Genomic DNA, 13,637 nt, shown 5'->3' on the forward strand with positions numbered 1-13,637 from the left:
ACCCACGGGGCCCCGTACCCGCTCAGCCGTGCTTGACGTCGCCGTGGGCTCGGGACTCGATCTCGCCGGCCAGCGACATGAGCCTCGGCTTCTTCATCAAGGTCCGCACGGGAACGCGTACGCCGAAGTGCTCCTTGACGCGCGCGATGAGGCGCATGGCGGTGAGGGAGTGGCCGCCGAGGTCGAAGAAGCTGTCCTCGTCCCGGACTTCGGGCTGGTCCAGCACCTCGGAATACAGTCTCCGCAACACGGCGACCGTCTCCTCACCCGCCACCACGGCCGACTCCGCCTCGGACACACGCTCGCTCACCGACGGAACCCGCTCGACCGCGCGGATCACCCGCTCCTCCCCCGCCACCGCACCGTCCAGCAACCTCTCCATCCCGTCCACCACCGCCTCGACGGTCGAACGGTCCAACACCTCCGAACCGAACTCCACCGTCATCTCCATCCCCCCACCAGGAAGTTCACTGAAGGCAATCGCGAGGTCGAAGGCGGCTTCGCCGGAGGCGACGGGAAACGGCATGCTGACCGCTTCCCCGCCGAGGTCGGGAACCAGTCTCGTGTGGTGCTGTTGGGCGAGGAGAACCTGGAAGAGCGGGTTACGACTCGGATGCCGCGGCGGATTGACCGCCTCCACCACACGATTGAACGGCACATCACCCCGATCGAACGCGGCCAGATCCGCATCCCTCACCCGCACCAACAACTCACCGAACGACACACCACCACCAACATCACACCGCAAAGCAACCGTATTCACGAAAAACCCGACAACCTCCTCCAACCCCTCCCCCCGACGCGTCGACACCGGACACCCCACCACCACATCCGAACCCGCCCCCGACTCCGCCAACACCGCCACCAACGCCGCATGCACCACCATGTACACACTCGACCCCACACCCCGCGCCAACCCCCGCACCCCCGCATGACGCCCACCCGACCACCGCCGGACGAACCTCTCCCCCCGCACCACCGGCACATCAGGCCGCACCCGATCCAACGGCACCCCCGACTCCACCGGCACACCACGCAAAAACCCCCGCCAAAAACCCACACCACCGGAATCCGGCTCGCTCCGCGACGTGCGGCGCTGCCATCGGGTGTAGTCCGCGAACTGCGGGTCGGCAGGGCCGCTCAGCACCGGGCCGCCTCGCAGCCGGGCCGCGTACGCCCCGGACAGTTCCGTGGCGAGCCGCAGCATCGACCGGTCGTCGGTGATCATGTGGTGCAGGCACATCAGAATCACATGGTCGTCGTCCCGGATCGTGAACACCCTGACACGGACAGGAGGTTCGTCCTCCAGGCGGAAGGTCGCCCGGGCAGCGGCGGCCACCGCGTCCGCCACCTTCTCCTCGTCGGTCGAGAGTTCGGCGAAGTCCAGCGGCGAACGGCCGGGGGTGAGGACATCCTGCACGGGGACGCCGTCCACTTGGGGAAACCGGGTACGCAGGATCGCGTGGTTGGTGATCAGATCCTCCATCGCCCCGCGCAGCGCGGCCGTATCGAGCGAGCCACGGGTCCGCCATGCCCACGGCACGTGGTAGAGCGTGCCGACGCCGGACATCGCCTCAAGGATCCAGAGCCGCTCCTGCTCGTACGAGAGCGGCGCCGGCCCCTGGCCGGGCTCAGGGCCGCCGAGCTCCGGCGGGGCGGACGGATCGGCCGGGAGGTGGCCCGCCAGACCGGCCGGCGTCGGGTGGCCGAAGAGGGCGGCGACCCGGGGACGTACGCCCAGTTCACGTTCGATGGCGTTGATGAGGCGCATGGCGGTGAGGGAGTGGCCGCCGAGGTCGAAGAAGCTGTCCTCGTCCCGGACTTCGGGCTGGTCCAGCACCTCGGAATACAGTCTCCGCAACACGGCGACCGTCTCCTCACCCGCCACCACGGCCGACTCCGCCTCGGACACACGCTCGCTCACCGACGGAACCCGCTCGACCGCGCGGATCACCCGCTCCTCCCCCGCCACCGCACCGTCCAGCAACCTCTCCATCCCGTCCACCACCGCCTCGACCGTCGAACGGTCCAACACCTCCGAACCGAACTCCACCGTCAACTCCATCCCCCCACCAGGAAGTTCACTGAAGTCGACAGCCATGTCGAAGATGGCCTTGCCGGTGCTGACCGGGAGGGCGGTACCGGGCGCGCCTCCGAGGCTGGGGGCGCGGCCCACGTGGTGCTGTTGGGCGAGGAGAACCTGGAAGAGCGGGTTGCGACTCGGATGCCGCGGCGGATTGACCGCCTCCACCACACGATTGAACGGCACATCACCCCGATCGAACGCGGCCAGATCCGCATCCCTCACCCGCACCAACAACTCACCGAACGACACACCACCACCAACATCACACCGCAAAGCAACCGTATTCACGAAAAACCCGACAACCTCCTCCAACCCCTCCCCCCGACGCGTCGACACCGGACACCCCACCACCACATCCGAACCCGCCCCCGACTCCGCCAACACCGCCACCAACGCCGCATGCACCACCATGTACACACTCGACCCCACACCCCGCGCCAACCCCCGCACCCCCGCATGACGCCCACCCGACCACCGCCGGACGAACCTCTCCCCCCGCACCACCGGCACATCAGGCCGCACCCGATCCAACGGCACCCCCGACTCCACCGGCACACCACGCAAAAACCCCCGCCAAAAACCCACACCACCGCTCTCGGGGCCTCCCGTGGGGGCGTCGTGCACGCGCCGCTGCCAGGCACTGAAGTCCGCGAACTGGAGCGCTGGGCGGGCCGGGGGTGCGAGCCCCGGATCGAGCCGGGCCGCGTATGCCTGCGCAAGCTGCATCGCCAGCCGGTCGACGGACCAGTCGTCGACGACCATGTGGTGCAGGCAGAACAGGACCGTCGGCGGGGTGTCAGATGCAGTGAGAACGCGGACGCGGTACGGGGGCCGGGCCTCCAGGTCGAAGGACTCCCGGGCGGCTTCCGCCAGCGCGGCGGTCAGGTCCTGTCCGTCGACGGGAACAACGGCGTAGTCCGGGGTGTACCCCTGCGGCGGAAGGATCTCCTGTCGCGGGGTACCGTGCACGACCGGGAAGCGGGTGCGCAGGATGTCGTGGCAGGCGGCCAGATCCTCCAGCGCGCCGCGCAGAGCTTCCAGGTCCAGGTCGCCGTGCACCTGCCAGGCCCAGGGCACGTGGTAGTGCGTGCCGCCGCCCGACAGGGCCTCCAGCAGCCAGAGCCTTTCCTGCTCGTAGGAGAGGAGGAAAGGTTCGCTCCCTCGTTGACCGGGCCGCGGCCGGTCCGGACCACTGCTGGTGAGACGGTCCAGGAGGTCGCGTACCCCGCGGGCGGCGAAGACGTCCCGCATCGCCGGTTCGCGCCCGAACAGCCGCCGGCACTCGGTGGCGAGCCGCATGGCCGTCAGCGAGTGGCCTCCGAGCGCGACGAAGTCGAATCCATCGTCGAACTCCTCCTCGTCGCAGCCGAGCACGGCCGAAAGCAACTGCCGCAGAGCCTCCTCATCGGCCTCACCGGCATCGGCGGGCAGCTGAGCCGCGGCCGTCCGGAGGACGCTGCGCCGGTCGAGCTTGCCGCTCGGCAGCGTCGCCAGACCTGACACCGGGACCAGGAGGCTGGGCACCATGTAGGCGGGCACCGTCCGGGCCACATGACGACGCAGCTCCCGGGCGTCGATCTCCGCTCCTTCGGCCGGCACGACGTACGCCGCCAACTCCGCGCCACCCGCGGTGTCGTCGTGGGAGGTGACGACGGCCTGGGCGACCGAGGGATGACGCAGCAGGACGGACTCCACGTCGGTCGGCTCGATGCGGTGGCCGCGGATCTTCAGTTGGCCGTCGACCCGGCCGAGAAACTCCAGGACGCCGTTGCCGTGGCGGACGGCCCGGTCCCCGGTGCGGTACATCCGCGCACCGGGAGCGCCGTAGGGGTCGGCAACGAAACGCTCGGCTGTCAGGGCCGGGCGGTGCAGATAGCCTCGGGCCAGTCCGTCACCGCCGAGGTACAGCTCTCCCCGCTGCCCCGCGGGGACCGGTCGCAAGGAGTCGTTGAGGAGGTGAACGACCGTGCCGGGGTCCTCGGTGCCGAGAGGTGCGACCGCTCCGTCCCAGGAGGCGTCGTAGTCCCAGAGGGTGGAGTTGACGGTGGCCTCGGTGAGGCCGTAGCACGCGACGACTCTGGCCCGCCGTGCCCAGCGGCCGGCCAGGGCCAGCGGCACCTTGTCGGCACCCGTCATGATGGTGAGGCCATCGGGCAGAGGGCCTTCCTCCGGGAGCAGTTCGAGGAAGGCCGGCGGCAACGCCGCATGGGTGATGCGCTGTTCGCGGAGCAGTTCGAGGAAGGCCGCTTCGGCCACCCGGCGTTCACCGGGGACCACGACGAGAGTTCCACCGAGCAGAAGAGCCATGGACATCTCCAGGAAGGCCACGTCGAAGCTCATCGACGTGAACTGCAGGACCCGGCTGTCCCGACCCGCGCCGAACCCCTGAACCGCGGTGGCCAGCAGGCTTCGCAGTCCGGTGGACGTGAGGATCGTCCCTTTGGGGCGTCCGGTCGTTCCGGATGTGTAGATCACGTAGGCCGCGCTCTGCGCAGGGGCGGTCCGTCGCGGAGGAAGGGAGCGGGCGGTGTCCGGGGCGAGCGGTCCGGCGTCGCCGGAGGCCGGCTCGACGGCCACGGTGCGCAGGCCTACGGCCGGCTCACGCGTCGTCCCGTCGGCGTCCGGTGCGATGACCAGGACCGAGGGCGCCGCGTCCTCGATCATGAAGGCGAGCCGATCGGCCGGGTAGTCGGGATCCAGCCAGAGGCACACACCGTTGACCTTCGCGACCGCCAGCCAGACCACGGCACACAGTTCCGACCGCCGCAGGGCGATGCCCACGATGTCGCCGTCCCCGACCCCGTGCTCCGCCAGACGCGCTGCGATCAGATCGGATTCCTGGTCGAGTCGGGCATAGGTCAGTCGGCGTCCCTCGCAGAGCACGGCGAGATGGTCCGCCCGCGCGGCGACCTGTTCGGAGAAGATCTCCGCGATGAGGGATCGGCTCTTTCCCGCCATGTGCGGTCCTTTCTCCGGAGGCGCCGGCACCCCGTTCGGCACGGACGGCCGGGGTTCGCCGGGGGTTCTCGGTGCGGGATGTTAGCCGGATCCCGGGGTGGCCGACGAGGGTTCGCCGAGGCCGACCGAAAAGCGCTCACCATGCCGTTCTCTCACGTCCGGGGCACCCTGGACAGCCGATCTGCGGTGTGCCAGGGTGCTCGAACCTCCTCGCTCAACAACGTTGTACAGGTGTTGTGTTGAGCGTGATTGGTGAGATTGACCCACCGGTCGGTGGGGAAGTGACGATGACTGGAAGGTGGCTCTCCGCCGCCTTTCACGAGACCGCGTCAGACCACGGGACGACCGCGTGCGAAATCCCTCTCTGACCGCCGAGTCCGGGATCGGCGGCCAGAGCTCCTCTCCACCCCGGACGCCGGCGTCCGCTCTCGGGCGGCGGCACGAGAAAGTCCTCACCCTGAGCGAGGAGTAACTGGATGTTAGGCAAAGCCGGCCCGAACACATGTGTGTTCACGTCCGAGGAAGACCTGGTCGAGGCGGCGCTGACCTGGAAACAGGGGGACCCCTTCCCCCTGTTGGCGGGCAGCTCGCTGACGCGCTTCCTCTCTCTCGACGACGGCGCGTTACCCGGGGTGGTGACGACGCCACGGGTCGGATCCGTGGTGTCGACGGGCGGAGAGGTGGGGCGTGCCTGTGGGCGGCTGCTCGCCATCGCGACGGGGCGGCCGCATCTCCACGTTCCCGTCGGGGAAGTCGTGCGTACAGTCGGGGAGCACAGCGGGCCGGTCGCCGTGGTCGCCCTGGCGGACGAGCTGGAGAACGCCGGGGACTGGCCGGGAGCTCGCAACCCGCGGGCCGGCGTGGTGAGCGCCCGAACCCCCGCGTCGCTGGTCTGTCTGGTGTACCGCAGCCTGGTTCCCGAGCACCGCTCCAGCCCTGGCGCCTTCGTCGTGACCAACTCCTTCCACAGCGACGACCTGTCGGCCGACGCGGTCGAAATGGACGAGCTGGACGCCCTCTACGGGACACGGCACCAGCTCGTCACGTACCACCTCCACGGCCGCGAGTGCAGCGTCGGCCTGCCCGATGGGGTGATCTGCGGGCGGACGGACGAGGGTGCCGGCTTCCTGGGCCTGCCGTCACTCCCCGGTGCCGCCACCGCTCCGGGACCGCTCGTCCCCGAACGCCCCCTCCCCGCCGACCTGCGCATCCCTTCCTGCCTCCGCGGCGAGGGCTGCTTCCGGGCCGACCTGGAGGAAGGACAGCGCGTCCGGGCCGCCGATCTGCACGCGGTCCTCGTCTTCTCGCAGAGCTGCGGCGCCGTGTCCGCCGGTGTCAGTCCCTATCCGGAGGCGGTGGGTATCGGAGGGGGCTTCCTCGAAGGAACCGCCGTCGCGGTCATCGGCGGCATGGGCTCGCACAACGCCGAGCCCGGCGCCGAGCAACTGCTCGACCGCGGGCTGCGCGCCGGGCTGCCGCTGGGTGAGATCGTCGCGGAGATGAACAGCGGCCAGGACGGCGCGCGCGGTGGTCTTGCGGTGTTCGGGCTGGCGGGGGATCCCGGGCTCGTACTCCGCTACAACGGCGGGCACCCCGATCCGGAGCAGACTGCGACCACCGCATCGGCCCTGGAGAGGCTGCACTACCTGCACGACTCCGTGATCCCCGGCTGCGAGCGGCTAGCGTGGCTGGAGGTCGACATCGACGAGGAACCGCTGCGGGCGGCGCGCGCTCGCGTCCGCGCCCTGGCGGAGGAGCCGGACCGTCCCGGACTCGGCGAGGACGTGAGCGTTCTGGACGACGAGATCGCCGTCCTCCAGGAGGAGTTGATCGCCCGGACCGCAGCCATGATCCAACGGGACGGAGCAGATTTCCTCGGCGACGCCTCTCCCGCCTTCCAGCGGATGGCGCGCCGCGACGTGCCCTGCACCAGCTGCGGGACCGACCGGGGACAGCACCTCGTACTGCGGCACGCCGTGGACCACCGGCTGACCGTCCAGACCCTGCAGTGCCGCCGGTGCGGCGATGTCTGGTGGTCCACCGAGGAGGGTGAGCCCACTCTCTTCATCGGCGGACGCGTGGACACCGACGCCGACCGGGCCGCGCCCGGCACCCTTACCCGGACCATCACCAACACCGGTGACCGCACGGTGCGCGGTGCGGTGGGCATGGCGTTCCGCGCCTTCTACGACCCTCCCGTGCTGCCGGTGTGGCACAGCGAGGCGGTCACCGTCCCGCCCGGAGGTTCCCACACCTTCACCGCCTCCCTGGCACTGCCGTCCCAAGGAGCGCGCCCCGATGTCCACTCGGGGTTCGTCATCGCCCTTCTCGACGGCGTCCACCTGATGAGTCCGGTCATCCTGCGGCTCTCCTGAGCCCATCAGCGCTTCTCTTACCAGAGTTGTTCAGCCGAGAAATCGACCGGCCTGACCCCATTCCCCGACCTTTCGTGGCCGGGCCGGTCGAAGGCGGACCAAGCGGCTGAGAAAGTCGACAGGGTGAGACCTCCCGCTCCTTTCGCCTTCTCCCCGCCTCACACATATACGACCACCCTTGTGGGAACGCGCCGAACCCACTGGAAATTCAGCCCTGCCCAGCCCTACCGAACCCACTGTCCGGGCAAGCCAAGATTTCGTCACCTCCGCAAGAAAAGAGGGGGATGACATGAGCGCGACAACATGCAAGGATTCTCCTTGCAGAGTTCCACCCTCCTTTCGACTCACGGAAGAGTGGAACGCAGACGCATCGGAATCGATCCCATGGAAAGGGTGTACCTCTATGGCAGCGCCGAGGGAACGCAAGGACGACCATCTGCTGTACGCCGACGCCGTCGGCTCCCGTGGCAAGTCGGGCGTCTGGTTCGGTGAGCGCGAAGCCTTCCAGACGCGTCAGCAGGACGTCATGGAAGACGTCAAGGAAAAGATCAACTGGGTTCCGCTCGAAAACGCCGTCATGGCCGTGAGCCTGGACCCGCCGGGGATCGTCGTCATGGCCCCCAACCCCTCGCTTCCGGGGATCATCGTGCTGGCCGACGGAGCCACGCCGGAAAACTCCGAGCAGCTGAAGTCCCAGTACACCTCCATCGTCAAGGAGGTCATGGACAAGCAGGGCCTCACGGTCGAGACGTACGACGACGAGGCCGGGGAGACGCAGGCCGGCTGAGCACTCCGGTCCGACGGTGGGGCCCGCACGGGCCCCACCGGTAAGAATCCGACATGACCGAGCGAGTGAGGAAACTTCGAATGGACAAGGCGACGACTCGGCCGGTCGAACGGGCATGGGATCGGTATTTCCTGTTCGACCTCGGCGAGAGTGCAGCGATCTTCGACCCAGTCCGGTTGGAGACGGTGTACCTCGACGCCGCGGAGACCCGCGCGGTGCGCGAGGGCGACGACGGGCAGATCGCGGACACGCTCTCGGAGTACGGGTTCACCCCCGGAAACGGAGACGCCGTGGACCTTCCCGGCGATGTCGTGAACCACCTGGCACACCTGGGGATCAGCGGTCAGCCGAGCCATATCGCCGGATACCGCATTGTGGTGACGGACAAGTGCAATATGAAGTGCTCGTACTGTTTCGTCGACACCAATACGGGAGCGCCGGACCTGACCGAGGAGGACTTGCGCCTCGGTCTCGACCTGCTGTTCGAAGTGAATCGGGGACGGCCGGAGGTCACTTACCAGTGGTTCGGCGGTGAGCCGACCATCCGGCCGGACCTGATGATGGCGGGGGACCATTACGCCCGCGAACTCGCCGAGAAATTCGACGTCGGCAGCATCCAGCCGACGGTCGTGACCAACGGAGCGAAGATCAACGATGATCTGATAGCTCACTTCAAGGAATTCCGGTACGGCGTCGGGGTCTCCATCGACGGTCCGCCCCCGACCAACTCCAACGAACGGCTGCTCCTGTCGGGCAAGCCCGCCGACGAGCGCATCCACCGCAATATCCAGCGGATGCTGGAAGCCGGCATCCATGTCGGCGCCAACGTCACCCCGACGCAGTGGAACGTGCACGAACTGCCCGAGATCGTGGACTACATCCTGTCGCTGGGCATCAAGTTCCTCTACGTGAACACGCCGATCCCCGCCCACGGCACCTGGATCGCCCACGGTCCGGACCTCGCGCGCAACCTCTACCAGGCGCGTATGCGGGCCCTCTCGCGCGGCGGCATGCTCTTCTCCCACCTCGACCGCATCTACCAGGCGCTGGACTCCCGCCGCCCGCGGGTCTTCGAGCACCTCCAGGGATGCGGCGGCGTCAACGCGGCCCTGCTCCCCGGCGGCCGCATCAGCCTGCTCGACCTCAACTGGCGGGACCCGCGTTTCATCTTCACCCTCGACCAGATCCGCGAGGACCACTCGCTGCTCGGGCGGGCCGCGAAGGACCTGCACCCCTTCGACGGCTGCAAGACCTGCCCGGCACTCGCGATCTGCGGCGGTCCCTCGCAGAACGAACGGCTGCTGCGCCGGACCCAGATCCCCACCGACGACTTCTGCGGCTTCTTCAACGAGGGACTCGCCCTCGCCGTCGCGGACAACACGGCACTTCAGTGATACGTGGGAGAGCTCCGGCCACTGGCCGGAGCTCTCCTCACCGCACCATGACCGCCGACGAACAACGGAGGACGCCACGGTGACCGACCAACTCGTCCGGGGCGACCGGAATCCCGCCACGGCGGAGACGACGTCACACCCCCCGGTGACCGGACTACTGGTCGCCGTCGACGAACGGTGCGACCTGGGCTGCAAGTTCTGCCTGCGCGCCGATGTCGGCCGCTCCGCGTTGGACCTTCCTACCTACGCCCGCGCCCTGTCCCGCTGCAAGGAGCTGGGCGCCACCTCGGTCTGCCTCACCGGCGGCGAGCCCACGGACCACCCGGACTTCAGGGAACTGGTCAGGGTGGCCGTCCAGTTCGGCTACGCCTGCTCCGTGGTCACCGCGGCCCGCGAAGGGCGCCGACTCGACGCCTTGGCGTCCGTGGCGGGCCTGCTCTCCCATGTCACGGTCTCGGCGGACAGCCTGGGTGCGCAGCGGGTCGGGGCCACCGAAAGGACCATCACGGGCAGCGCCGCGGTGTTCGACGCTCTCGGTCACGGACGCGCCAGTCTGCACGTCACCGTGTGGGAACTGGAGGACGCCGACCTGGAGGCGATGGCCGCCATCGACGCGGCCTTCGGGGTGGAGTTCGAGCTGAGCCCCCTGCTGCTGACAGACCATCAACTCAAGAAGGCGACCCCCGAAGCGGTGCGCAGCCGCTATGCGGGCGACCTGGCGGCGCTCCGGGATCGATTCGGCCTCTCGGACCGCTTCACCGACGCACTCGCCGCCCTGGACCGCAGCCTCGCCGGCACCCTGGAGCGCACCTGCTCCAGCGACCGGCTCTACCTCTCCCCGCGAGGCGCGCTGCGCCGCTGTCCGTACGACAGGGAGAACGAGGTCGACGTCAGGCTGTCGCGCAGGGCTGTGGCCGACGGAGTGCGAGCACTCCACGCGTCGCCTTCCGCGGTGGGGTCCCGCTGTGCACTGCTCTGTGGAGAGTGAGGAAGAGATGACACGCGTAGTGCTGGGCACCATGCGGACCTCGGGCAACTTCAACAGCCTGATGGTCGTCGACCGCGACACTCATCGGGCCGCCGAGGTCGTGCGGATGGCTCGCAAACTGAACCTGGACGGGCTGGACACCGCACCGATCTACGCTCGCACGCTCGCCGAGAGCGACCTCGGCGAACTCGGCCACGACCTGCCGGTGTGGACCAAGGTGGGGGTGGACGTCCGTACCCCGTTGCCCACACTCGACTACAGTCTGCCCACCATGGCCGCCACCTTGGCCGACTCCTGCCGACGCCTGAGGCGCTCGTCGGTCGACTGCGTCCTGGTCCACAATCCGCCGGTCGAGGTCTTCCGGACGTTCGACTGGCCCGAGATGCACCGCCTCCTCGTGCAGGAGGGGCCGGCCCGGGACCTGGGCGTCTCCGTGCTGGACCCCTCCGAGATCGCGCTGGTCGCGGATGTCGGCACGCCGCTGGTGACCATGGTCGAGACGGCCGTCCTGGAGCGGCATCCGGAGCTCGCACTCCGGCTCCGCGAGGCCGGGCACCGGCTGGTGCTGCGGAGCCTCTTCGCCGGTGGCCGCTCCATCCGGACCCTGCCGGCGGAACGCCGGGCACAAGCAGTGACCGAGCGCCTGACCGCGCTCACGGCCGCGTTCGACCCCTGGGCCCTGGTCATCGCACCCAGGACTCCGGAGCAGTTCGCCGACTACCTCCCCGCCGTCGAGCACCTGCGCACGGAGACGTCCCGGTGACCTCCACCCCCCACCTCCTGCTGGAGCGCTTCGGCTTCTGCGTGCTGCCCGGCGCCGGACTCCCCCTGCTACCGGATCTCGAAGAGGCGTTCGCAGCACTGCTGCCCGAGGAGGAAGCGCCCGCCACGGAGCGCCGCACGCACTTCCACGCGGTCGAGCATGCTCCCGGCATGGCCATCGCCGGACGCGTCCCCGCGCTGGACGACCTCCTGTCCCGCACGGGCGCCGCCTCCATGGTCACCAGCGACGTCAACGTCCTGGTCGGCGACTCGTACTGGCACTCCGACGGCTTCTACGCGGAGGGACTGTATCTGCGCGCCGTCGTCTACGGGGAACCGACGGACGCCGACACCGGGGCTCTGCGGGTCATCCCCGGCTCGCACCGGGTCGAGGGAGGGTGGCAGGGCGAGCCGGTACGGCAGTTGATGCGGCACGACCAAGCGCTCGGGCTGCGCGGCGACGAGGTCCCCGCCACCGTGCTCCCCACCGACCCCGGCGATGTCATCGTCTTCAACACCAACGTCCTGCACTCCGCCTGGAACGGCGGCCGGCGTCGGCAGTGGGCGTGGAACTTCGCCCGACAGCCGGTCACGACCTCCGAACGGACGGCCGCCTCGCAGTACGTCCTCAACCGGTTCGTGAGCGGAACAGTGAGGTTCACCTGACATGACCGCCGAGCAGCACTCACCGCGGCGACGGAGGTTCGACCTCTTCGGCTTCGAGGTCTTCCGGGGACTTCTCGCCGGATGTACCGACGACGCCTTCGCCGATGTGGAGGCGGCACTCGCATCCGGCAGCAATGTCCGCGGCTCCCGGGAGCGCAGGGCCGTACCGGGTTTTCTGGGCCGCTCCGCCGCCCTGTCCAGGGGATGCGCCGACGTCTGCTTGGAGACCCTGGCCGCTGAACTGCTCGGCGGCCCCTGCGTCTACCTCTACGGCGACGCGAGCGAGATCCACGGCGACACCTACTGGCACTCCGACATGGAGGGAACGGACGACGCCTCCCGAACAGTGGAGGGGTCACCAGCGCGTCTGGTGAAGTTCGTCCTGTACGACGCGCCGCTCGACGGCTCCAACGGCGCGCTGCGCCTGCTGCCGGGAAGCCATCGCGCCCCCGCCGCCTACCCCACCGCCGACCTCGCCCCCGAAGACCTGCCGGCCCATGTCCTGCCGGTCGAACCGGGAGACGTCATAGCGTTCGACCCGCGCGCCCGCCACGCCGCGCTGGGCGGGGCGATCCGCCGTCAGATCGCCATAGCCTTCGCCCGCAGGCCGGAACACGCTTCGGCGCAGCAGCAGTTGATGAGCCTCGTGATGGCGGACAAGACAGTAGTCTGAGTTCCGGGCAGGCATGCACCCGATGGGTGGCCTCTGACCGTACCCAGAACACCTCAGCGCCGGCTGCCTCCAGCAGCCGACCGTGCACCAGAAACTCGAGCCGATGAACCTCCACCTCCCTGCGACGGCCTCTCACTCGGTCCTGGACCAAGCCCGAGCGGCCTGGTCCCGACTCGCCGGAGCAGACGCCTCGTTCCTCTCCGGCCGTACGAGCGTCGTCGTCTCCCCGGCCTCCCGGTTGAGTCCGCCGGGCTGGATGGCGGTGGTCGTCCTGGGCGACGCCGCGCTGGTGACCGTGCCCACTGCCCGTATGGCCGACCGGGCCACCACGGCTCTCCATGGCCTCGGAACCCAGGAGTTGGCGGAACCCGACCGGCTCCACGACCGGCTTCCGTTCAACGAGGTGCTGGGGCCGGCGCATCTGCTGTTCCTCACGCCCTCCCGGTTCCGCCCGGTCCCGTCCGTCGCCGAGCGGGTCCCGGGCGACGATCCGTCGCTCCTGGACCTTCTGGACCGGTGCGGCCCCGGAGACGCCGACGAGAGCGCGCTCGCGGATATCACGAGTTCGGCGAGGGTGCTGCGGCAGGACGGCCGGATCATGGCCGCGGCAGGATACGAACTCTGGCCGCAAGGCACTGCCCACCTCAGCATCCTCACCGATCCCCGCCATCGCCGCCGGGGCCTCGCCCTGGACGTAGCGTCGGCCGCCGTCGCCGACGCAATGGGACAGGGCCTCCTGTGCCAGTGGCGTGGCCGCACCCTGGCTTCCCGGAGGGTCGCCCAGACGCTCGGCTTCCAGGAAACGGGCTTCCAGCTCAGCCTACGACTCTGCGAAAACTGACCTCTCCAAGAGCGGTCCCGCGATGCCCAACCAGCTGGAATCTGCGACAGCCTCCGGGTTTCCCGGCCCATCGTGGCGCTTCCCGGTGTGTGTCCTCAACGGCGGTT

Annotated in this window: 9 protein-coding genes; 8 read left to right on the forward strand and 1 reads right to left on the reverse strand. The window is 69.2% G+C overall.

Translation table 11 applies throughout. The features are described from left to right. Nucleotides 1–22: 22 nt before the first annotated feature. The gene (locus AC0VY3_RS19920) at nucleotides 23–5,044 is read right to left on the reverse strand and encodes an amino acid adenylation domain-containing protein (protein WP_475550192.1); all 5,022 of its coding nucleotides are present in this window, start codon (nucleotides 5,042–5,044) and stop codon (nucleotides 23–25) included. 476 nt (nucleotides 5,045–5,520) lie between these two features. On the opposite strand from AC0VY3_RS19920, the gene AC0VY3_RS19925 reads away from it, so the two are divergent. From AC0VY3_RS19925 to AC0VY3_RS19960, 8 genes are all read left to right on the forward strand, one after another. Beyond that, the gene (locus tag AC0VY3_RS19925; RefSeq protein WP_475550193.1) at nucleotides 5,521–7,419 is read left to right on the forward strand and encodes a hypothetical protein; all 1,899 of its coding nucleotides are present in this window, start codon (nucleotides 5,521–5,523) and stop codon (nucleotides 7,417–7,419) included. Between the two features lie 403 nt (nucleotides 7,420–7,822). After that, nucleotides 7,823–8,206, forward strand: a complete 384-nt coding sequence (locus AC0VY3_RS19930; protein WP_103509174.1) for a hypothetical protein — start codon at nucleotides 7,823–7,825, stop codon at nucleotides 8,204–8,206. Nucleotides 8,207–8,391: 185 nt separating this feature from the next. Beyond that, the gene (locus AC0VY3_RS19935; RefSeq protein WP_475551707.1) at nucleotides 8,392–9,600 is read left to right on the forward strand and encodes a radical SAM protein; all 1,209 of its coding nucleotides are present in this window, start codon (nucleotides 8,392–8,394) and stop codon (nucleotides 9,598–9,600) included. A 79-nt stretch (nucleotides 9,601–9,679) separates the two neighbouring features. Further along, nucleotides 9,680–10,588, forward strand: a complete 909-nt coding sequence (locus AC0VY3_RS19940) for a radical SAM protein (RefSeq protein WP_181010868.1) — start codon at nucleotides 9,680–9,682, stop codon at nucleotides 10,586–10,588. A 7-nt stretch (nucleotides 10,589–10,595) separates the two neighbouring features. Then, nucleotides 10,596–11,351, forward strand: a complete 756-nt coding sequence (locus AC0VY3_RS19945) for an aldo/keto reductase (protein WP_475550194.1) — start codon at nucleotides 10,596–10,598, stop codon at nucleotides 11,349–11,351. Continuing rightward, nucleotides 11,348–12,016 carry a phytanoyl-CoA dioxygenase family protein gene (locus tag AC0VY3_RS19950; protein WP_103509171.1) on the forward strand — a complete coding sequence of 223 codons (669 nt, stop codon included), beginning with the start codon at nucleotides 11,348–11,350 and terminating at the stop codon, nucleotides 12,014–12,016. Before AC0VY3_RS19945 ends, AC0VY3_RS19950 begins: the two co-directional genes overlap by 4 nt. A gap of 1 nt (nucleotide 12,017) precedes the next feature. Then, on the forward strand, nucleotides 12,018–12,689 hold the full coding sequence (locus tag AC0VY3_RS19955) for a phytanoyl-CoA dioxygenase family protein (protein WP_103509170.1): 672 nt from the start codon (nucleotides 12,018–12,020) through the stop codon (nucleotides 12,687–12,689). Between the two features lie 103 nt (nucleotides 12,690–12,792). Beyond that, entirely contained in the window at nucleotides 12,793–13,530 is a 738-nt protein-coding gene (locus tag AC0VY3_RS19960) for a GNAT family N-acetyltransferase (RefSeq protein ID WP_103509169.1), read from the forward strand. Nucleotides 13,531–13,637: the final 107 nt, after the last annotated feature.

It is taken from the genome of Streptomyces sp. iso_384, from assembly GCF_056172905.1.